Origin of the sequence: uncultured Campylobacter sp., assembly GCF_937921625.1 — a bacterium.
Taxonomy (GTDB): domain Bacteria; phylum Campylobacterota; class Campylobacteria; order Campylobacterales; family Campylobacteraceae; genus Campylobacter_B.
The window spans coordinates 14803-35424 of record NZ_CAKZTI010000007.1 but is presented as its reverse complement, the minus strand read 5'-3'; the positions used below and the strand labels follow the sequence as shown (position 1 = coordinate 35424).

The following is a 20622-nucleotide window of genomic DNA, read 5'->3' as shown; positions in this document are numbered from 1 at the left end:
TTTCCCAAGCCAAATTTTGTGCTAATTATATAATTTTTTGCTTACAAAACGGATAAGCGGACTAAATTTAGAGCCGAATTTCGTTAATTTAAAATAGCGTAGTAAAATGGGCGCCAAATTTTAAACAAGGAAAGCAAAATGTGTGGAATCGTAGGCTACATAGGAAACGCCGAAAAGAAAAAAATCATAATAAACGGACTGAAGGAACTCGAATATCGAGGATACGACAGCGCGGGCCTTGCCGTGATGGACGAGAGCGCCAACATAAAGTATTTCAAAGCGGTCGGCAAGCTGAATAATCTGGAAGATAAGATGAAAGATTACCAAAGCAGCGGCTTTGGCGTCGCGATCGGACACACTCGCTGGGCGACGCACGGAAAGCCGACCGAGCTTAACGCACACCCGCATTTTGGAGATTTTAGCTTCGTCGTACACAACGGCATCATCGAAAACTACGCCGAGCTAAAAGACGAGCTCGAAGCGGACGGCGTGAAATTTTTAAGCCAGACCGACACCGAGGTGATCGTGCATCTTTTCGAGAAAAATTTCAAGGCGACAAACGATGCGTTTAAGGCATATGAAGCCACAATTAAACGGCTAAAAGGCGCATACGCAACGCTTTTAATCACGAAAGCAGCACCCGGTGAAATTTTCTTTGCTAAAAACGCAGCTCCGCTGATCGTCGCAAAAAACGATAAAAACGAAATTTTCTTTAGCTCCTCAGACGCCCCCCTCATCGGGCTTGCGAATACTGCTGCGTATCTGGACGATCAAATTTACGGCGTTGCCAAGCTCGGACAAATAGACATTTTTAAAAACTCTAAACCGCATAATTGCGCCTTTAGTGAGCTTCCGAAGGATAAAGGCTACGCGCAAAAAGAGGGCTTTAGATTTTTTATGGAAAAAGAAATTTACGAGCAAGCGCAAGTCGTAACCGAAGCGATGATGGGGCGCGTAATAAAGGGCGGCAAGATAAAATTTGATGAGCTTGATCCGGCGATGTTTGAGGGCATCGACGAGGTCGTATTATGCGCCTGCGGTACGAGCTATCACGCCGCGCTCGTAAGTTCGTATCTTTTCGAGCGCATCGCTAAAATCCGCACAAAAGTGGAAGTTGCTAGCGAATTCCGCTATAAAGAACCGTTTTTGAATAAAAATTCCCTTTTTATCGTGATTTCGCAAAGCGGTGAGACAGCCGACACCTTAGAGGCGCTGCATATCGCTAAAAAAGCCGGTCTTAGGACGCTTGCGATCTGTAACGTCGATAACAGCTCGATCGTGCGCATGGCAGGCAGCGTGATCCTAACTCGCGCGGGTATCGAAAAGGGTGTGGCATCTACGAAGGCTTTTGCGACGCAGGTTATGGTGCTATGGATGTTTGTGGTGTATCTTGCAAATCTGCGCGAAGTCATCTCGGCGCGCATGAATTCCGCTGAAATTTCGGCGATGCTTCATATCCCGCAAATTTTAAAGATCAAAGACGGCTTGCAGGATAAAATTTACCGCATGAGTAAGCACTATCTGCACGGACACGGCTTTTTCTTTATCGGTCGCGATATTTTCTATCCGCTCGCTCTTGAGGGCGCACTCAAGCTCAAAGAGATCTCCTATCTGCACGCCGAGGGCTATCCGAGCGGCGAGATGAAGCACGGACCGATCGCGCTTGCCGATTCTAATCTCTTTACGGTTGCGCTGATGCCAAAGCATTTGCTCTACGAAAAAACGAAAAGCAATGTCGAAGAGCTTGCCGCGCGCGATGCGTATATTTTAGCTATCAGTCCCGAAGAGCCCGAGATCGCGGATGATTTTATCAAAACGAGCGAGCAAAACCACGCGATGAGCGAGTTTTTTGAGATGATGATAATTTTACAAATTCTAGCTCTTGAAATCTCCGTCAGACTTGGCAACGACGTGGATATGCCGAGAAATTTAGCCAAAAGCGTAACCGTAGAATAATCGTTTTTTAAGTTCATTTTGACTAATATTTCTCATTAAAAAATCGGGGAATGTTAGTATATGAGACTTATCGGATTTATCAGAGGTGAAAATGTCATAGTCGCCACGGGCGGGGTCGAGTATAGCTACGAAATGCTAGGCGAGCGCGATCCTAGCCTAACCGACGGCGATGAGGTAAGCTTCGACACGCTAGCATCCAGCGCGATAAATATAAAGCGCGTCGAGGGCTCTAAATCCAAAGACCGCATAGCGCAAAAAGTAGCCCCACAGCCAAAAGAATCTGCAAAGCAAAACGATGAAATTTTTGGTGATAAGAATTCCGCAGAAAACAATGTATCCGAAGCGCCATCCTTTCAAAGCTCCACCGAAAATATCGCAGAGGATAAATCCGCCGTAAAAGAAGCGAAGGTCGCAAAAAAATTTAATAATTTTAAATTTAACCGTAAAGCTAAGCCTGCGAGTGCAAAAAAACCGAAATTCTTTGGATTTGAGTTCGTCCAAACAGACGATCTGCGCACTACGCAAAGCGTCGAGAGTAAAATTTATACTTCATCTATCCGCAAGGAAGGGCTTAAATCCATAATCCTGCCCATAGCGCCGATAGTCATTATTTTGATATTCCGCTCGCAAATCGCAAGCATATTTCTATCTTTTTCGCAGATCCAAGACTACGTCAATCAAGACACGGTTTATATGGTAATGGATCTGCTGATTTTCCTTAGTTTTGCGCTATTTTATCTGCTGCCGCTTAACCGCGCGATAAACCTACTCTCCATAGCGACGCACGATCAATACCCGATGCATCAAATGGCGAATTACAACGTCTTTATCATCCTGTGCGTCATCTCTACGATCCTACAGGATAAGAGCCTGGGGCTAGATGAGTTCGAGCAGTTTTTCATCTGTGGCGTGATCGGACTTGGGCTCATTTCGTTTTATTATAAGTTCAAGGCATTTGCGTTTATGTTTTTCAAAACCGCAGGCTCAATCCTATTTGCTCCCGCACTGCTTGTAGAGCTCGCGGCTATTATTTTCATCGGCATCGGCGACCGCTATACTGGCGCGTCGATGAAATTTATGGAGCTTACGGGGCTATTTTTTGCGAGCACAGCGTGGAGATACATCATAATTTTTATCGTTATGTCGCCGCTTTATTTCCTTGGATTTTGTATGCTAAGGCGGATTAAAAAATAATTTTACAAAATTTTGCCGCAGATTTAGTTACGATGAAATTCTACTATGATAGAATTCTGCTCAAAATTTCATCGCAAAATTTAGCACGAAGACAGAATTTAGCGGGGATTTGAACTTTATCAAAGTAAAATTCTACCGCATTGAAATTTTATCGCAATAAAATTCCATAATTTTAGGCGTAGATCATACCATAAAGCAATATATGTCTTTTATACGCGTTAACGCACGGCTTACAAAAATACCAGTGTGCCTGTGAACTTTCGATGCAATGTTCCCTTTTATTTGACAAAAGCCATAGCAATTTTACATCGCGTCTGTAAAATCCTACCGCTAAATTCCATCTTTAAATCTCGCGCGCTCAGCACATATCGACGCAGAATTTTATCCACGCAATTCAGCGCAAAATTCAAAGCCAAATTTCACATCGCATTCTACGGCGAAATTCCAAGACATAACTATATCATAATAAAATTTTGCCGAAATAAAATTCTAATCGATACGAAAGCCTAAGCTCAGAATTCAAATCAAATTTAAAGCTACAAGCTCCACGCTACGCAGCTCTTAAAATTTCACTGCCCAAATTTTGTCACGTTTAAATTTAGCCGTCCGCGCGCCGTATAAAATTTCATCAGTCACCGCAGCTAAATTTAACTATCGCGCTAAATCCGCGCCCTCGCCTGCTGAAATTTAATCTCGCGCCCCGTTTCGTGCGACGTAGAATTCCTGCCTAAACTCGGCAAACCGCCCGCACATTATCGCCTCCCTCATATCCGCAGCAAGGCGCAGGTAATAATGCAGATTGTGAATGCTAGCAAGGCGGTAAAAGCTAAGCTCTCGCGCGCGAAATAGATGATTTAGGTAGCCGCGGCTGAAGCGCTTGCACGTGTAGCAGTCGCAGTGCGGATCGATCGGATCGTGATCGCTGATAAAGCCTGCGTTTTTGATGCTGATCTTGCCGAAGCTCGTAAATAGCGTGCCGTTGCGGGCGTTGCGCGTAGGCATCACGCAGTCGAACATATCCACGCCGCGAGCGACGTTTTCGACGAGATCCTCGGGCGTGCCGACCCCCATCAAATATCGCGGTCGCGCCGCATCGACGTATGGCATCATGGCCTCTACCGTGTCGTACATCAGCTCGTTTTTCTCGCCCACGCTAAGCCCTCCGATCGCAAGCCCGTCGAAGCTCATCTCGCACAGCGCTTCGGCGCAAAATTTGCGCGCCTGCGGGTCGGTGCCGCCTTGGATGATACCGAAGATATTTTGATGCGCGTGCAGGCCGCGAGATTTCATGGCCTCGTGATAATCTATCGCCTCGCGAGCCCATTTTATCGTGCGCGCGACGCTTAGATCGATACGCTTTTTAAGCCTCGATCTATCATCGCTGCTAAGTGCGCCCGGCTCGCGCGGCAGCTCCACTAAGTCGTCTAAAATCATCATAATATCGGAGTTTAGCTCATACTGCGTATCCAGCACCGAGCGCGGCGTGAAATAATGCGTGCTGCCGTCGATGTGGCTTTTAAATTTTATGCCGCCCTCATCTTTTTTGGTGTTTGCGCGCAGGCTAAAAGCCTGAAAGCCGCCGCTGTCGGTCAAAAAGCTGCGGGAAAACTTCGTAAATCCGTGCAGCCCGCCGAACTCCGCCACTACCCGCGAGCCCGGACGCAGATACATATGATAGGTGTTAGCAAGGATGATCTGTGCGCCCAGGAGCTGCTCTACGTCCGTCGCATCGAGCGCTTTGACCGCGCCCACGGTGCCGACCGGCATAAAAACGGGGGTGCGGATCGTGCTATGCGCCGTGCGGATCGTGCAGGCGCGCGCCGCGCCGTCTGCGGCGTCTATCTTAAAATCCATCTTGATCCTTTAAATTTAGCTTTTTTGGCTTTTTAGCCTCTTTACGCACATTCGGCGCAAAATTTTAAAAAGCGATTGTAGCGAAATTTAAATTTGCGGCAGGTAAAGGCGGGTGAAAAAATTTAAAGGATATTATGATGCGTTTACGGATTAAAATTTCGGTAGCTAGCGACCGACACAGCCGCTAAATGTAAAATTTACAAGCGAAGTTATAACCGCATAATTTAAAAATACAAATATCGCTTAAATTTACGAAGTGAGAGATTATTGATTATAAATTAGTCGCGAACGGCGCAAATTTCACTGCTTGCGACGTTTTATTCGGCGACTGCGTCTAGATAAAATTAGCGGTTTTAGAGTTTATCTTTGCACTTAAAAACTTTTGGCGATTCGCACTTAGGAAGCGATGCGCTGATAGGTTTTAGAGTTTCTTTGCACTTTCAAAAGCCGCGACGCACTATGCCGCTAGGCGCTTTTGCGCGTGCGAGGCTTTCTTTTCGCGGGCGCACTTTTTGCAGGCGTGCTTTTGCCGTCCGGCAGATTTTCCAAAGCTAAATTTGCTATGGATCTCTTTCTGCCCCTGCTCTTTGCTTTTCTATTTTGCAAAAACTCGCTGTACGGTGAGCCGTAAAGGCTAGCGTGCCAGATCGCGCATCCCAGCATCACTATGCCGGAAATTTTATGCAGCTGCGACATGCGCGAGTTCATATTTAGCGCGGTTAGAGCCGTGATACCCATACTCACTCCGAGCGTCACTTTAGCCGCTTTGCGCTGAAAGTTTAGATCCAAAATTTTATCTTCAATGCTCAAATTTTACCCCTTTAATGGAATTTAGTAGTAGCCCAATCGTCGTGCCGTTATGCAGCAGCGCCGTAGCTACAGGACTTAGCGCGCCGAAGGTCGCCAAAAATAAAATGATCGAATTTATCCCCACGGTGGCGTTGAAATTTCGATTTACGAGCCGCAGCGTGTCGTTGGCCAGCGCCTTTACCTGCGCGACACCCTCGATGTCGTTTTTCAAAAGCCCGATCTGCGCGGAAGCCTTGGCGATCTCGGCGCCGTTTAGCATGCTGATGCCGATGTCCGCCTTCATCAGGCTCGGCGCATCGTTTATGCCGTCGCCCACGAAGACTACCTTCCGCCCCTCAGCTTTTAGCTGCTCTAAGATTTCGGTCTTTTGCGTCGGCAACAGCTCGCCGTAATAGCGATCTACGCCGAGCTTTTTGGCTACGGCGCGGGCTTTTGATTTCACGTCGCCGCTTAGCATGACGATCTGCTCTACGCCTAGCTCGCGGAGCCTAGCGATGACGGTGCGGGCATTTGCGCGCACCTCGTCTCTAAGCCCGATGACGCCTAAAAGTCTGCCGTCAAATGCGATGTAAAGCAGCGCGAGCCCCTTTTGCATCGCAAGATCGATGGTCTCTTCGTGCGCCGCGAACGAGATCATCTCGTCGTCTTCGAGGAAGTGGCGCGAGCCGATGATGAGCTTTTTGCCCTCGATACTGGTCTTTACGCCGTGAGCAACGACGAATTCCACCTCGTCATGGTGTTTGTGGATAAAGCCGTGTTTTTTGGCGGCATCCACGATCGCCTCGGCTACGGGGTGAAAGTAATGCTCCTCGGCGCTCGCGGTTAAATTTAAAATATCGTTTTTACTGAAGCGCTCGTCAAACGATATGATCTCGGCGACCTCCAGGTTACCGTACGTAAGCGTGCCCGTCTTATCGAATACGAAGGTGTCGGCGGCCGCAAGCGACTCAAGAGCCTTGGCGCCTTTAATCAAAATCCCGTTCTTGCCCGCTTTTGAGATGCTTGACTTAAAAGCAACCGGCGTAGGCAGCTTAAGCGCGCAAGAGTAATCCGCCTGGAGCACCGAAGCTACGCTCATAAAATTTCGATTTATCAGATAGGACGCGCCCGCAAGCCCGAAGGTCACCGGCACGAGCTTGTCGGCTAAGTGAGTCGTATGCATGCCGATGCTGGAGCGCTCGTTAAGAGATGCCGTGATGTAATGCTTGATGCGCTGCGTGGAGGTGTTTTCGCCGACATTTTCCGCCCAGATACGGATCCTGCCCTCCTCCACGATCGTACCGCTTAGCACGCTATCGCCGCGAGATTTTTTCACCGCAACCGATTCACCCGTCATATTGGCTTGATTTATCATCGCTTCGCCGCTTACGACGTGTCCGTCCACGGCTATGACGTCGCCTGCGCCCACGACCACGATATCGCCTACCTTTAGCTTAGAAGTTGCGATTTTAACCTCGGTCTTTTTGCCGTTTTGATCTATCTCGACCCACGCCTCGGCAATATCCGGGCGGGCGAGCTCGCGGATCAGATCGTCGCTTTTATAAACGGTGCTCTCCTCCATGTATTCGCCAAGAGCGAGCATCGTATTGGTACTGTTTGCGGCAAAGATATCTCCGCGCGCGAGAGAAATTCCGACAGCAGCAGCCTCCAAACCCTTTGAAGTAAGCCCGTGACGAAAGCTTTCTTTAATGCCCTCTTTTAAGATAGGCACGCACGCTACGATGCTAAATGCGCGCGCTAAAGGCGAAGTGCGAAAGATTAAATTTCCGCCCAACGCAAGAAGCGCTAAAATAAATTCGTTTTTGCTTGGCAAATTTTTATGGCTAGCGGGGATAATTGATTTTAGCTCGCTTAAATTTAAATCTTCAAGTTGCTTTAGAATTCCCGCCTTATTTGCACCCGCGTCAAGCCTAAGGATCAAAGAGCCGATTTTAGCGTTAAATCTAGCTTCAGTTACGCCTTCAAGCCTCGCAGCAGCTTTTTGCAACGCGCTCGTATCAAGCCCTTTAAAGCCCGCGACCTTTATGCGTAGTCTAGTTTTGGTCTCATGTAAAATTTTAAAATTTTGCATCGACTACTCTTGCATCTCTGCCTTGGCGTCTTCGAATCGCTCCTTCATCTCTTCAACGCCCATCTGAAACATCTCGGTGCCCTTTGCGATGAGCTTAAAAAGCTTTTTTTGCGCATTTTCGTCGGTGAGAAAATAGGTCGCTGCGGCCCCCAGAACGATGCCTGTGATAAATGAGTTGCTACCGAATAAGCCGTTCGCGTTTTGCCTGCCACCCAAGGAATTAAAAATTCCACCGAAAGCGGAGCCCTGAGTAGAATTTACATCTCTTGAGCTTTGAGCGGCGGAATTTTTACTATCCGAGCCATTGTCGGAGGCTGAGCTATTAAAAGGTGCAGAATTTACCCGCTCGTTTATCCATTTAGCCCAACCGCCGAGCTTTTCATCGCCGGCAAAGCTACCCGCAGAGCTGCTAGCATATTTGTTGTCACCAAAATCGTAATCGTCTAGAATTTCTTTCAAATCTTTTTTTGTGATATAGGGATTACTCATTGCCTACCTTAAGAATAAAATTTCTACCCGCAATGAGCGCGCCTACACATACTGCGACGCCTGCCGCTGCGCGTAGATACTCGCCTTGTACGAGTTTATTTGCGCTATAAATCGCGCCGCCGCCAATGATACCGCCGCTTAGCGCAATATCTAGCGCATCGCGAATCGCTTTAGATTTGCTCTTGCCTTCTTTGGCTTTAACGAGCTCTACGGCGCAACCGCCGATCGCCCCCGCTATAGCGCCGCTTAAAACGTGATCCAGCGGCGAACGCTGTGTCGTAAGTGATCTATTCATTCAAGCCTCTATTTTTCTGATTTGTCGTCTGCGGACGTAAATTTTACCGAAGAATTATCGTCCATTTTTACGATCTGCGGGATATTAAGCGGAGTAGTAGATGCTGCGGATGTCTCACCTACCGGTGTTGCGCCAGTCTTAGCGCTCGCGGTGGATTTTTTAGTTCTTTTAAATCCAGGTTTTGGTCCCGGCTTTTTTCTGGTTTTTTTTGCAGTGCTAGTTTCAGTGTTAGCGCTACTTGTCGCAGCTTTTTTGCTACTAGACTTTCTTTTACCTTTTACCGCCTCAGCGACATCGTCTAGACCTTCTTTGGCTTCCGCAAAAATTTCTTTTGATTTTTTGCTTAATTTTTCCGCTCCGCCTTTGACGCTATTTTTTAGCTCCTCGACGCTTTTGCTACTTACGATTTTATTCGCACCTTCTTTGATTTTATCTCGATTGTTATAAGCGTAAACCGCCGCGCAACCAAGCGCAAAACCTGCTAGAAATGGGATCGGCATTTCATTCTCCTTGTGTTAAGATTATAAAGTCATTTTATCAACTTTACATAGATTTTGATATTATAGCGACTTTTTTAGATTTTTGCAATCCTAATTTAATTTTTCTGCAAAATTCCTTTAATTAAATTAGAAAATGCGCTATTTAAGATATTTTGCAAATCGTATTTTTGAAATATCCGCTCTAATTCCTGCGGATTTTTTAAAATTTCATTTAATAAATCAGCGAAATTCAAAGAATTTAAATCAGCCTCGTATTTAGAATTTAATTCCTTTAAAATCGGCAAAATTTCATTATACGAAACCGCCTGCGCCTTATACAGCAGCTCTTTAAATTCCGCGTTCTTACACGAATTAATTAAATCGTCATAAAACATCATAGAGCTTTTTTCTATCAAAAGTGCCGAAGCCAAAAACTCATTCATATCTTTTACAGCTAGTGCCTCACTGCTATTTTCAGGAGGCGTAACGCCAAGCTCACAAGAATTTGCAAAGTCTAACACCCGCTCAAGTAATCCAGCTCGTAAAGATAGAATCTCTCCTAACTTTTTATCTTGAAATTTAACTGCGCCCAGCGAATAAAACTGCAAAATTTGTGCCTCTTTTTCGAGCAAAAGAGCAATATCTGCAATTTGTGCCTCATTTAAATTCCGAGATTTATTAGAAATTCTACGCGATTTTTTGGTACTACGTAATGCTTCTTCGCTCAAGAAATCGCCTCTATATTGGAATTTACGAGCGCTATTAGCTCAGGCGAACTGATGCCGCTTAAAAACTGCTCCCAAAGGTGCATCGGAAAAATATTTTCGTCGTAGTGAATCGTCAGCGAGCCGATTAGAGAGTTAAATTTATACTCTTTTATCCCGCGAATTGCAGCTATTTTAGCCTTCAGGCTCTCCTCGCTCACGCTATCTCGCAACTCCCTAATTTTGGGACTTACGCGGATACGAATACGACCTTTGCTGTGGCTGATTTTGCTAAAATACTTATGAAATTCCAAAATATCGTTGTGATTTATTTTCATATTTTTCCTTAAATTTGCGCCCAAATAATATCATAAATCATTTAATTCCTGCTAAATTTTGCGAATTATTTGCGTTTAGGGCGAAATATTTTTATCTTATTTTCATCCGCTGTTATGTAATTTCCTCCCATTAAATCAATACAATACGGCACGGCAGGAAACACTGGCAGAAGGCACTCTTTAATCGCTTTTGGATTACCCGGTAAATTTATAATCAGAGATTTTTTGCGGATCGCTGCTATCTGACGCGATAAAATTGCCGTAGGCACGATCTTTTGGCTTTCTGCGCGCATTAGTTCGCCAAAGCCTGGCATTAATTTCTCACTTACCGCCTCGGTCGCTTCAGGCGTTACATCGCGTGGAGCAGGACCCGTACCGCCCGTAGTTAGCACCAAATCACAACCCGCTTCATCGCAAAGATAAATCAGCTTATCTTTGATCAGCTCTAGCTCATCGGGGACAATTTCATAAAAATACTCTTTCTCGCAAGTTAGCCAATCATCCATCACGGCAATTATCTCTTTGCCTCCTAAATCCTCGTAAACGCCACCGCTGGCGCGATCACTTATCGTTAAAACACCTATTTTTACCATTTTCCTCTCCTTTATTGGAATTTTAAAATTTAATCAAAATTTAGCGTGCCGTCTTGCGGCTTTTCTTCAGAGCTTTCGCTATCTTTTTCCAGCTTTTGCAAATTTTGCTCCTGCGCAGAAGCGCCCTCTTGCTCCACACCATCAGATTCGCAGATCTTTTGAACATCCTCGAAAGTTATGAACTCATAGACGAAAATTTGCTTTGAAATTTGATTTAGCTTATCCTGCATCGTACGGATTATCTCGCTTACCTCGTCGTAGCAATCTTGCAAAATTTTATTCACGCTCTGCGCGCTAGGAGTGAAACTATCGCCCATCGCGAGCTCAAAAACCATCTTTTGCGCCAGCGCGATAGCCTGCTTTACGTCACTAGCGGAATTTGAAAAAGCGTCGTTTTTATGGATCTGTAGCGCCGCCATGCCGCTTAAAAGCACTTTGATTTGATTTAAAATTTGCGTTTTGGATTCGATCTCGAAATCCTCGTTTAAAAATTTATCGTTTAAAAGCTCGATCTTTTCGAAATCAAACGAATACCAATACGCGCTAAGCGCCTTTGCGCCCTGATAGAACGCCTGGATCTCCTTTTCGTATTCAGTTAGAATTCTACTTTTTTGCACGCCGTAAAAGACCCTCATTCGCACGTTTTCAAAATCGCTAAGCTCGATCGTATCGCTGCCGCGCTTAAGAGCGTTGATCGCCGCTTCATTTACCAGCGTCGCTACTCCAGCGCCGCTAAAGCCCACGCACAGGCGGCTTACTTTGTTGATATTTGCGCTACACCTTTTGCCCTCGAGGTAAATTTTTAAAATTTCGATGCGGTCTTTGTAGTTCGGAAGCCCGATAAAAACGCGCCTATCAAAGCGCCCCGAGCGCAGAAGCGCGTCGTCGATCAAATTTATTTTGTTGGTTGCGCCGATTACCATCACGCCGCTGTTTTCCTCAAACCCGTCCATCTCGGTCAGCAGCTGATTTAGCGTCGCTTCTCGCTCGTCGTTGCGCCCGATACCGCGCTTGCCGCCGACCGCGTCGATCTCGTCGATAAAAATAATCGCGGGCGCACAGGATTTAGCCTTCGCAAACAGCTCGCGAACCCGCCTAGCGCCGACGCCTACAAAGACCTCGGCAAAGCTTGCGCCGCTTTGGTAAAAAAACGGCACGTCCGCCTCGCCGGCCACGGCTTTTGCGATAAGCGTTTTACCGACGCCGGGTTCGCCGATCATTAAAATTCCTTTCGGCAGCTTGATGCCAAAATTTCGGTATTTTGCGGGATTTTTTAAAAAATCTACGATCTCTATGAGTTCGTCCTTAACCTCGCTGATGCCCGCGACGTCGCTAAATCTCACGTCGCTAACGCTTGGCGAAAGATCGCCGAGATCGCCGCTTGCGCTAGCGCTCTGACGCGCGGCGCCGTCCATCTTGCGGCGTCTAGCCAAAACGGTTTCAAAATAATATACGAAGAGAAAAAATGCGAATGTAAAAATTACCAAAATCGCGCTAATACCGCTCGTGCCATCATCCTTTTCTTTGCTGATTAGAGCGTGATTTGATAGCTCCTTAAGATCTACGAGATCGACTAAAATTTTATAGCGTTTGCCGTCGTAGGTAAAATTTAAATTGCCGTCCTCGATATGCGCGCGCTTGATCTGATCTGCGCGGACTAGCTCGCTAAATTCGCGCTCGGTGATGTATCGCGAATCATCTTTAAAATAAACGATCGAGAGCAAAACGATAAGCAGCACTAAAAAAATCAAAATTATATTTAGCTTGCTTTTTTTGATGTTATGCAAAATTTCCATCAAATTTAACCTCATAATCTCTTATCTCCATCCATTTTTTCGACAAATCCTCATCGCTTTTGATCCAAATTTTATCATAAAATTGATCATATCCTTCATAAAACTCTCCATTTTTCCGCTCGATCAGCACATTTAGCGGCACCTTGTGCGAGAGGCGAAATTTATAATTATTCAGCGCCGTTATGTTTTGCAGCATCTTCAGCCGCGCCTTCGCCGTTTTGCCGTCTATGCGGCCTTTTAGCGATGCCGAGGCGGTCCCTTGCCGCGGCGAAAAGATAAAGGCGTGCAGATGCGTGAGCGGGAATTTTTTGAAATTTTCTACCGCTTCGAGCCAAATCTCTTCGCTTTCGCCCGGATGCGCGACGATAAAGTCTGTCCCCAGCGCAAACCCGCGCTCCGCAAGCTCGCAAAAAAGCTCCAAATCCCTCAGCGCGGAATTTCGGCGGCGCATTATGCTTAGCATCTTTTGCGAAGTGTGCTGAAGCGCGATATGCAGATGCCGCTCCAGCCAGGGCTCGGATAAAATTTCGCGAAAGCTCGCATCGATCTGCGAGGGCTCGATGCTGCCTAGGCGAATGCGTCGAATTCCGCGTATCGCGCCCAGTTTTTGAAGCAGCGCGCCCAGGCTCGTGCCCATGGCTTTGCCGTAGCTTCCGATATTGGTGCCCGTTAGCACGATCTCGCTAAAGCCGTTTGCGGCAAGGCTCGCCGCCTCTTTTAAGATCGCGTCTTCAGAGCTGCTGCGCGAGCGGCCGCGCACCGAGGGGATTATGCAGTAGCTGCAGTTAAAATCGCACCCTTCTTGAATTTTAATAAAGGCTTTGGTGTGATCCTCGTAGTCGCTTACTAAGCTTTTTTCGACGCTACTTAGATCGCCGATATCGTAAAATTTCGACTCCAAGCCCAAAAACTCGTCGATTTTTTCCTTTTGCGACATCCCGAACACGCCGAAGACCGCGCCGCTTTTATACAGCTCCTCGCCGCGCGAAACCGCGCCGCAGCCGGTTAGCAATATCTTTTTACCGAGGCGGTTCATCTTATTTACGTAGTTTCGCACGTCTGCGTCAGCGCCGTTCGTAACGGTGCAGGAGTTTATCACGACTACGTCCGCGCCCTGCTCGTCGTGCGTGATCTCGCCCGATTTGAGGTTACTTTTGATAAGCTGCGTGTCGTAGATATTTGTGCGGCATCCAAACGTTTTAAAATAAATTTTCAAATTTCGCTCCCCGATCCGCTTCCTGCGGCAAAGCCCGCACCCTGCGCCGCTGCGTTTAAATTTTGTGAGCCTTGCTGCTCGGAGCCGAGATCTTGCGCCGCAAAATTTCCGCCCGCAGCCGCATAATTTTTGCCGTTAAAAAGCGTATAAGCAGGATAGGCGATCTTGATGTCGGGCTCGCTTCTTAGGGCGTCTAAAATTTCAGCCGAGATGTTGCTGCGAAGCCCGAGCGTAGCGTAAGAGTTCGTCATATACCAAACCGAAATTTCAATGCCGTATGGCTCAAAAAAGCTAAAAATTCTAGGCTCGACGTTTGGATTTTTGATGCTGTATTGCGAACGAAGCTTGCCCATCTGCTTTTTGGCGATGTCGGTGTAGCCTTTGGAATACTTCCGTACGATGTTTTTTATGAGATACATCGCCTTTTTATGGTTGCTATCAAATGTTAAAAGTATGCTGATGCCGTCCCAGACGGTCTTAAGTCCGCTATGGGTGTAGTTTGAGATAAGATCGGTAAAAATATAATTATTCGGTATGAAAATTACCCTGCCTGCGCGTTTATTTTCTCTCCACGTAGTCATAGTGACGTCCTCAAAAATCGTCATCCTAAGCACTGAAATATCGATGATATCGCCTACGTAGGTCTCGCCATTTTTATGCACTCTGATACGATCGCCCACGCGAAAGCTGCCGCCAAGCACGATCGTAAGCCAGCCTAAGGAGCTCATAAACATATCTTTCATCGCAATCGCAAGACCTGCCGAGGCAAAGCCAAGAACCGTCACGAAGTGCGTCATATTCTCGATGTAAGAAAAGAGCAGTATCAGCGCAATCAGGGTGAAATTTAAAACGTTGATAGCTTTATTTACGATATAAAAATTCTCGTCGTTTTTGATATATTTTTTCGCCACTACCTTGCAGAAAAACGACAGCGCGATGACTATGAGTATCCATACGGCGATGTTTCCCGCGCGCTTGATTTGAGCTTTTATATCGGCGGTCTGCACGGCGATTTGAGAGTTGATCTTTTTTTCGTAAACGTCGTACGTAGTCTGCGCGATCTCGTACGCGGAGCTGAACTCGCCAAGCTCGTAATCTAAGCTTTTAAGCTCCGCCGCAGCGCTTGCGTCCGTATCAATCTGCATCAAACGCTCATATAGCGCCCTTTTTGCTTCAAGTTTATCGATTAAAGCTTTAATATTTTCGATGGCGTTTTTCTGCTCCATCTTTTGAGCTTGCAAATTTCTAATCGTAGAAAAACCGGAAATTATCGAAAAAGGATTTGTAATGCGCGCAGGCTCGGGAGTTTCAGGCATCGCGATGATATCTAAAAACGGAGATTTTTCATACTCTTTTAGCAGTATGAGCTGCTCTTTTACGGCGCGAAGTCTTTTTTGAATCTCTGCGATCTTATCGGTGCCGGCGCTCTTTTTTAGCTCCGCTTCGAGCTGGTTGGATTGCTTTTGTAAATTTTGATAGCCGATGAAATTTGAAAAGCGCGAGATCCAGATATTGTTTTTGATCTCATCGTCAATAACACGGATCTGATCTTTTAGCGACGCGGATAGCTTAGAATTTTCATCTTTCTTCTCACCAGCGGCAGAGCTAGCGTTAGATTCTAAGCGCGTATGTGCGGCGGAGAGCGTAGAATTTGCCTCGCAAAATGCAAGATTAAAAATCAAAAAAATAGCTGCAAGCGCTCTCATTCAAACTCTTTCAGCGCTGCGATTACTTCATCTTTTGCGATCTCTTTGGAAGCGTAGAATTTACCGATGCCGTCGGGCAGGATAAATTTTATCTTGCCGTTTTCGCTCTTTTTATCGAGAAAAAACAGCTCGTAAAATTCCGCCGCATCCTCTACGTGGAATTTTATCGGAAGCGCAAATTTTTGAAGCACTTTGCGGATCTGCTCCTCCTGTTCGCCGCTTAGCTTGCCGAGACGGCGCGCTAGCGCGTTTGCCATCACCATGCCAATCGCCACAGCCTCGCCGTGCAAAAATTTTTTATAATTAGTAATTTTTTCGATAGCGTGAGCAAAGGTGTGTCCGTAGTTTAACACCGCACGCACGCCGCTTTCGCGCTCATCACGCTCTACGATGCCCGCTTTAATCTCCACGCAACGAGCGATTACGTGCGAAATTTCATCGGCGCTTTTCAGATCGTGCGTTTCGAAAAATTTAAATAGTTCGACATCAAAGCATACAGCCATCTTTACAGCCTCCGCAACGCCTGCGGCAAACTCCCGCGCAGGAAGCGTCGATAAAAATTTGCTCTCGCAATAAACCGCTCGCGGTTGATAAAAGGAGCCGATTAAATTTTTACCGAAACGATTATTTACGCCAGTCTTACCGCCGACGCTCGCATCTACTTGCGCTAGCAGGGTCGTCGGAATATTGATAAAATCGATGCCGCGCTCATAAATGCTCGCGCAAAAGCCCGTTATATCGCTAATGACACCACCGCCAAGAGCGATGAGCGTGCTTTTGCGATCAAGCTTGGAGCTAAAAAGCTGCTCTAAAATTTGCTCCACGCTCGCGGTATTTTTATACTCCTCGCCGTCTGGGATCGTGATGATAAATTTTTGCTCGCAATCTAGCCGCTGCAGTAAGAAATCAAGCCACAGCCCCCCTACTTTGGGATTTGTGATGATCGCTACCTTGCCTTTAAGTTTGATCTCTTGCAATTCGTCGATAAAAACGCTGTATTTTTTACCTAAATTAAGATCGATTTTCATACGCTAGCCTTTGATTTTTGGGTAATTGTAACATAAATTTCGATTACTTTTCATACCCGTAATCGCTCGGAACGAAAATTTGATGATTTTTGCCGAGTTTAAAATACATCTGATCCAAATCCTGATTGAAAATAGATGTGAGCTTGCGCGCCAAAATTCTATCATTAAATGGCACGAACTGCAGCAGATCTCGCTCGCTGCCTAACGCTAAAATCGGATTTTGTCGCTCGCAAGGAATCACGAATAAACTCTGCTTAAAAAGCTTCGATAAGCTCACGTAGCTTTGCGCAAACTCGCCCTTTTCGCTCTCGCCGAAAAGATACAAATACACGTCTAGCCCTAGCTGTGAGCTAATGTCAAAGACGATACTCGATTCCTCGCGCAGCCGCTCGCCGGCACTTAGCACGACGCTTTTACGCACATCTTTTAGCTCGCCCTCTCCAAGGCTTAGCACGGGGATTTCAAGCGCTTTAAGTGCTGCTTTTTTCGCCTCAAAAACTCCGCTTGAGCAAACTACCAAGCCTGCTTTATTTTCGCTCACGTCGCGCTTTAAATTTAGCTCGCTCGAGTAATCGATGAGAATTTCAAATTTATCTCGCTCAAACAGCGCTTTAAGCTCGCTAAAAGCGTCGTTTAACAGCGGATTTAAAATTCTTAAATAAATTTTATGATTTCTAATATGCAAATCCAAAAACTCAAGCGCCCTAACCGTCCTAGCTATCTCGTCACCGCTCATTTTTTTCATATCGATTAGCGCGAAAATATTTAGCCCAAACGGCGATGGAAATTGCCCGCTTTGCTTTTTTACTTCAGCAAACACCGCTCGCAGCGCACTAGGCTCACCAACGACTAAGATCGTATCATTCGGATATATCCGCGAGCCGGGCGTCGTTACGATGTAATTATTGTGGCGGTAGATCATCGGAATTTGATATTTGGCATTAGAAAGCGTGCTGATTTTTTTATACGCGAACGAGCTTCCTACGGGCACTTTTACCTCCATTATCTCTCCGCGTCCAAGCCCGATATTATCAGCAAAAACGGGGCTATCGGGTAAAAAACCGATGAAGCGCGAGGAATTTAGCGCAAGGGTATTTACGATTTTTACGTGAGCTTCATTTTTATTTTCGCGCAAAAGTCCCCAAAAATCAGCCACATAAAGCTCTAAATCCGGAGCGAGCGTCTTTAAATTTTCAAGCGTTACTTTAGTGTCAAATTCATCCTCCATTATCATTATGCAGCGGTCAAATTCCTCCCCTACTAGCACCACGCGCAACCGCTCAATGCTAGTAGGATCAAAAATCTCGACCGAAAAATTTGACTCGTTTTCAAGCTCTGCGGGCACGGCATCCGTATTTTTAGCTATGACGCGATATGATCTGATGACATCTTTGATTTTACAAACTTTGGATAAAAAATGGCGTGCAAACTTTCCGCTTGCGATGATTAAAACTTGTTTCATTGCTCTCCGTTTCGTGGTTTTGCAAAGATTATAACCAAAAACGGCTAAATTTTAAACCGCGTGCGGATAAATTTTGCGGGCAAGCCGAGGCGCGGTGACTTAAAAATTTAAAGATCTAAATTTTAAAATCAAAGTTTGAAATTCCAAAAGCGAGGCTTAAATTTTAAAATATATTAAAACCAAGCCTCGTTAAATTTAGTCTTGCTGCTTAGAGCGATAAAATTTCATAAATTTAAAAGCGGTCGCGGTATCTGCACGCGCGCCGCTCAAATAGAAATTTTAAGCCCGCTAGATTTTAAAATTTCACCTCCGCAGAGAGCATAAAGCTTCTGCTTTCGCCTAGCGTTACGCCGTTTGCCGAGCCTAGCACGCTAGTTACGTTAAGTCCGCCCGCACCGTCGGCACTCGCAGGATACATTCCCGCCCAATATTTTTTGTTAAATACGTTATTTACGTTGAAGCGCAGCGTGGTCTTATCGCCCAAAAGATGCTCGCTCGTGTATCTCATTCCAAGATCGGTAACGAAAAAGCTAGGAGTGCTCTGGGTATTTAGATCATCCAGATACATCTTGCCGGTGTAGTGGAAATTTGTGCTGATCGCAAGTTTATTGGTTCCCGGGATCTCGTAATCAAACATCAAATTTGCGTTAAGCTTAGGGATACCGTTTGCGACCTTGCGATTAGCGCCCTCAATGCTTACGTTATGCATCTTAGGATCGATGTAGGTAAAGCCTCCGAGCACGCTTAAATTTTCAGTTATTCGTCCGCCGCTCATAAACTCAAATCCACGGTTGCGCTGCTCGCCGTTTATGCCATAGAGTCCGGTAGAGCTATTTAGATACGCGATAGGTCTGCGGATATCAAAATACGCTACGCTAAAATCGATCATATCGGCTACGCGGATCTTGGCGCCGATCTCGTGCTGCTTGGAGCGATACGGCGACGTGGAGACCACTTCTCCGCGATGCGGACCGCTCTTATAAACATAGGTAGAGCCCTGCTGTAAGCTATCTGCGTAAGTGTAGTAGATGCTAGCGTCCTCTATCGGATGGAATATCAAGCTACCCGCCCAGCTATAGCCCGAATCGCTATAGGCTTTGACAAGTCTTTGCTCGTTTTTATTGTAGGATTCCTGCCTCATCCACGCCTTAGATGCGCTTAACATCACGTCAAATTTATCGTTTATCGTGATATCGTCTAGCACCGAGACGTTATACATATCTATTACTGCGAAATGATATAACCCGCTTCCGCGCTTAGCGTTAGTGTAATCTAAAATTTTAGGATCGTTTATGTTACCGATAGTAGGCGAAGTATGGTTGGTACTCGCGTTTTTATATCTATCCTGCGTCCAGTGGTATCCGTTGGTCTGCACGCTAAAATCATGCTCGATATCGCCCGTGTTAAACTGAGTATTGGCCTTGAGATAACCGCTTGGCAGGTCGAATCTATATGCCGCCGTAGCACCGCCGCTATGTTGGGTATAATAATCGCCCGGCTGCGTCCATTTCGCATTTGGGTTACTTAAACATATAGCAGGCTTTCTATTATTCGGCAAAGCAGCGTAATTAGCGCAATCAAACCCTTCGGGAAGCAAATAGTTTACGACGCTGTGAATGTCGCGATCGGTGCGCTGAAACTGAAAGCCGCCCTCTAAATACCATTTATCGGTAGGCGTAAATTTAAATTTCGCGCTTGCAGTCGTGGTTTTTAGATGCATACCTCCGAAGCTCTGCCCAAGACCGCGCTCTGAGGAATCTACTGCTCTTGGAAGCGTAATTCCGTCCGTAATCTTGCCGTCTTTTACGCCGAGGGCAAACTGCCCCGCAAAACCTTTGGTATTGTGCTCGTAATAGCTCGCCGCGGTTTCAAAAGTAAGATCGCCCGTCGGATAAAATTCCATCGTGACGCTGGCTAAGCGGCGCTGTAAATTTGAACCCTTGGGCTGTCTGTCGCCGTTGGATCCATAAAACACCGCGCGGTAGCCGAATTTTTCAAATTTATCGGATAGATCAAGTCCCAGCCCCAGGTTGCTTCGAGACATATAATCGCTCCAAATTATGTATTGATCTTTTACCGGGCGCTTGCGCGTGTAGCTGAAAATTCCCACCGGATTTTGCGCGCCGTAGAGCGAGCCTGCGACGCCGTTTTGCACCTGAAAGCTCTCAAACATCGCCATCGGAATCGCCGTCGTCGAAATCGTATAAAAGCCGTCCCAGAAGCTGTTGCCTACGACGCTACCTTCAAAGCCGCGCGTCTGCGGGCGTCCGACCGTAGCGCCGCCGCGCATCTGAATCTGCGCGGACGGGAAGTATTTGACCGCCTCCTCGTAGCCGGTGACGCCTTGGTGGTTCATGATCTCCTTACTGATCGTGTTGATCTGATACGGAAGATCCAAAGCGCGCTTGCCCGCAAGGATACCATGCTGCACATTTTTGCTCAAAAAGCCCTCGTCGATGCCGCTCTCGCTGATATTATCGCCGACGGAATTTACCTCGATTACGCCCATATTCTGCGACTTTTCAGGCGCAGAATTACCGCCACTTTGCGCTGCAGCCAAACTGCTGCATAGTAGGCACATACATGCCGCTAATGAAATTTTAAATTTCATCGTTTTCCTTCGTTCCATTA

At 46.3% G+C, this 20622-nt stretch carries 17 protein-coding genes; 2 read left to right on the top strand and 15 right to left on the bottom strand.

Annotated features, from left to right (window positions below):
• Positions 1-138 precede the first annotated feature (138 nt).
• Positions 139-1956, top strand: coding sequence for a glutamine--fructose-6-phosphate transaminase (isomerizing) (gene glmS / locus Q0101_RS01225; RefSeq protein WP_297941559.1), 1818 nt, complete (start codon positions 139-141; stop codon positions 1954-1956).
• A 60-nt stretch (positions 1957-2016) separates the two neighbouring features.
• Positions 2017-3150: a hypothetical protein gene (locus tag Q0101_RS01220; protein ID WP_297941558.1), complete on the top strand. Its 1134-nt coding sequence runs from the start codon at positions 2017-2019 to the stop codon at positions 3148-3150.
• Between the two features lie 687 nt (positions 3151-3837).
• Here Q0101_RS01220 and tgt read toward each other — a convergent pair.
• The 15 genes from tgt to Q0101_RS01145 form a co-directional block, all read right to left on the bottom strand.
• Complete coding sequence (gene tgt / locus Q0101_RS01215) at positions 3838-5004, bottom strand: tRNA guanosine(34) transglycosylase Tgt (protein ID WP_297941557.1); 1167 nt, start codon at positions 5002-5004, stop codon at positions 3838-3840.
• 465 nt (positions 5005-5469) lie between these two features.
• Positions 5470-5814: a hypothetical protein gene (locus Q0101_RS01210; RefSeq protein WP_297941556.1), complete on the bottom strand. Its 345-nt coding sequence runs from the start codon at positions 5812-5814 to the stop codon at positions 5470-5472.
• A complete protein-coding gene (locus Q0101_RS01205) occupies positions 5804-7885 on the bottom strand; it encodes a heavy metal translocating P-type ATPase (RefSeq protein WP_297941555.1) in 2082 nt (693 codons plus the stop codon). Before Q0101_RS01205 ends, Q0101_RS01210 begins: the two co-directional genes overlap by 11 nt.
• A gap of 3 nt (positions 7886-7888) precedes the next feature.
• Positions 7889-8374 (bottom strand): hypothetical protein, encoded by a 486-nt coding sequence (locus tag Q0101_RS01200; protein WP_297941554.1) that lies wholly within the window; start codon positions 8372-8374, stop codon positions 7889-7891.
• Positions 8367-8669, bottom strand: a complete 303-nt coding sequence (locus Q0101_RS01195; protein WP_177386687.1) for a Cys/Met metabolism pyridoxal-phosphate-dependent enzyme — start codon at positions 8667-8669, stop codon at positions 8367-8369. Before Q0101_RS01195 ends, Q0101_RS01200 begins: the two co-directional genes overlap by 8 nt.
• A gap of 8 nt (positions 8670-8677) precedes the next feature.
• Positions 8678-9169, bottom strand: a complete 492-nt coding sequence (locus Q0101_RS01190) for a hypothetical protein (RefSeq protein ID WP_297941553.1) — start codon at positions 9167-9169, stop codon at positions 8678-8680.
• A gap of 95 nt (positions 9170-9264) precedes the next feature.
• The gene (locus tag Q0101_RS01185) at positions 9265-9756 is read right to left on the bottom strand and encodes a hypothetical protein (RefSeq protein ID WP_297941552.1); all 492 of its coding nucleotides are present in this window, start codon (positions 9754-9756) and stop codon (positions 9265-9267) included.
• A 116-nt stretch (positions 9757-9872) separates the two neighbouring features.
• Complete coding sequence (locus Q0101_RS01180) at positions 9873-10190, bottom strand: HMA2 domain-containing protein (protein WP_177386684.1); 318 nt, start codon at positions 10188-10190, stop codon at positions 9873-9875.
• A 65-nt stretch (positions 10191-10255) separates the two neighbouring features.
• Positions 10256-10783, bottom strand: coding sequence for a molybdopterin adenylyltransferase (gene mog / locus Q0101_RS01175; RefSeq protein ID WP_297894536.1), 528 nt, complete (start codon positions 10781-10783; stop codon positions 10256-10258).
• 29 nt (positions 10784-10812) lie between these two features.
• The gene (locus Q0101_RS01170) at positions 10813-12594 is read right to left on the bottom strand and encodes an AAA family ATPase (protein ID WP_297941550.1); all 1782 of its coding nucleotides are present in this window, start codon (positions 12592-12594) and stop codon (positions 10813-10815) included.
• Positions 12563-13795, bottom strand: a complete 1233-nt coding sequence (mtaB, locus tag Q0101_RS01165) for a tRNA (N(6)-L-threonylcarbamoyladenosine(37)-C(2))-methylthiotransferase MtaB (RefSeq protein WP_297941549.1) — start codon at positions 13793-13795, stop codon at positions 12563-12565. Before mtaB ends, Q0101_RS01170 begins: the two co-directional genes overlap by 32 nt.
• Positions 13792-15501, bottom strand: coding sequence for a mechanosensitive ion channel family protein (locus tag Q0101_RS01160; RefSeq protein WP_297941547.1), 1710 nt, complete (start codon positions 15499-15501; stop codon positions 13792-13794). Before Q0101_RS01160 ends, mtaB begins: the two co-directional genes overlap by 4 nt.
• Positions 15498-16529 (bottom strand): 3-dehydroquinate synthase, encoded by a 1032-nt coding sequence (aroB, locus tag Q0101_RS01155; protein WP_297941546.1) that lies wholly within the window; start codon positions 16527-16529, stop codon positions 15498-15500. The genes Q0101_RS01160 and aroB overlap by 4 nt, the downstream gene beginning before the upstream one ends.
• 43 nt (positions 16530-16572) lie before the next feature.
• A complete protein-coding gene (locus Q0101_RS01150; protein WP_297941545.1) occupies positions 16573-17991 on the bottom strand; it encodes a TrkA C-terminal domain-containing protein in 1419 nt (472 codons plus the stop codon).
• Between the two features lie 295 nt (positions 17992-18286).
• Positions 18287-20602, bottom strand: a complete 2316-nt coding sequence (locus Q0101_RS01145) for a TonB-dependent siderophore receptor (protein ID WP_297941573.1) — start codon at positions 20600-20602, stop codon at positions 18287-18289.
• Positions 20603-20622 lie beyond the last annotated feature (20 nt).

What these genes read in the sequence shown, in the direction of transcription:
- glmS (WP_297941559.1), top strand. Translation starts at nt 139, where the DNA reads ATGTGTGGAATCGTAGGCTACATAGGAAACGCCGAAAAGAAAAAAATC.
- Q0101_RS01220 (WP_297941558.1), top strand. Translation starts at nt 2,017, where the DNA reads ATGAGACTTATCGGATTTATCAGAGGTGAAAATGTCATAGTCGCCACG.
- tgt (WP_297941557.1), bottom strand. Translation starts at nt 5,004, where the DNA reads ATGGATTTTAAGATAGACGCCGCAGACGGCGCGGCGCGCGCCTGCACG.
- Q0101_RS01205 (WP_297941555.1), bottom strand. Translation starts at nt 7,885, where the DNA reads ATGCAAAATTTTAAAATTTTACATGAGACCAAAACTAGACTACGCATA.
- Q0101_RS01200 (WP_297941554.1), bottom strand. Translation starts at nt 8,374, where the DNA reads ATGAGTAATCCCTATATCACAAAAAAAGATTTGAAAGAAATTCTAGAC.
- Q0101_RS01195 (WP_177386687.1), bottom strand. Translation starts at nt 8,669, where the DNA reads ATGAATAGATCACTTACGACACAGCGTTCGCCGCTGGATCACGTTTTA.
- Q0101_RS01190 (WP_297941553.1), bottom strand. Translation starts at nt 9,169, where the DNA reads ATGCCGATCCCATTTCTAGCAGGTTTTGCGCTTGGTTGCGCGGCGGTT.
- Q0101_RS01180 (WP_177386684.1), bottom strand. Translation starts at nt 10,190, where the DNA reads ATGAAAATAAATCACAACGATATTTTGGAATTTCATAAGTATTTTAGC.
- mog (WP_297894536.1), bottom strand. Translation starts at nt 10,783, where the DNA reads ATGGTAAAAATAGGTGTTTTAACGATAAGTGATCGCGCCAGCGGTGGC.
- Q0101_RS01170 (WP_297941550.1), bottom strand. Translation starts at nt 12,594, where the DNA reads ATGAGGTTAAATTTGATGGAAATTTTGCATAACATCAAAAAAAGCAAG.
- Q0101_RS01160 (WP_297941547.1), bottom strand. Translation starts at nt 15,501, where the DNA reads ATGAGAGCGCTTGCAGCTATTTTTTTGATTTTTAATCTTGCATTTTGC.
- aroB (WP_297941546.1), bottom strand. Translation starts at nt 16,529, where the DNA reads ATGAAAATCGATCTTAATTTAGGTAAAAAATACAGCGTTTTTATCGAC.
- Q0101_RS01150 (WP_297941545.1), bottom strand. Translation starts at nt 17,991, where the DNA reads ATGAAACAAGTTTTAATCATCGCAAGCGGAAAGTTTGCACGCCATTTT.
- Q0101_RS01145 (WP_297941573.1), bottom strand. Translation starts at nt 20,602, where the DNA reads ATGAAATTTAAAATTTCATTAGCGGCATGTATGTGCCTACTATGCAGC.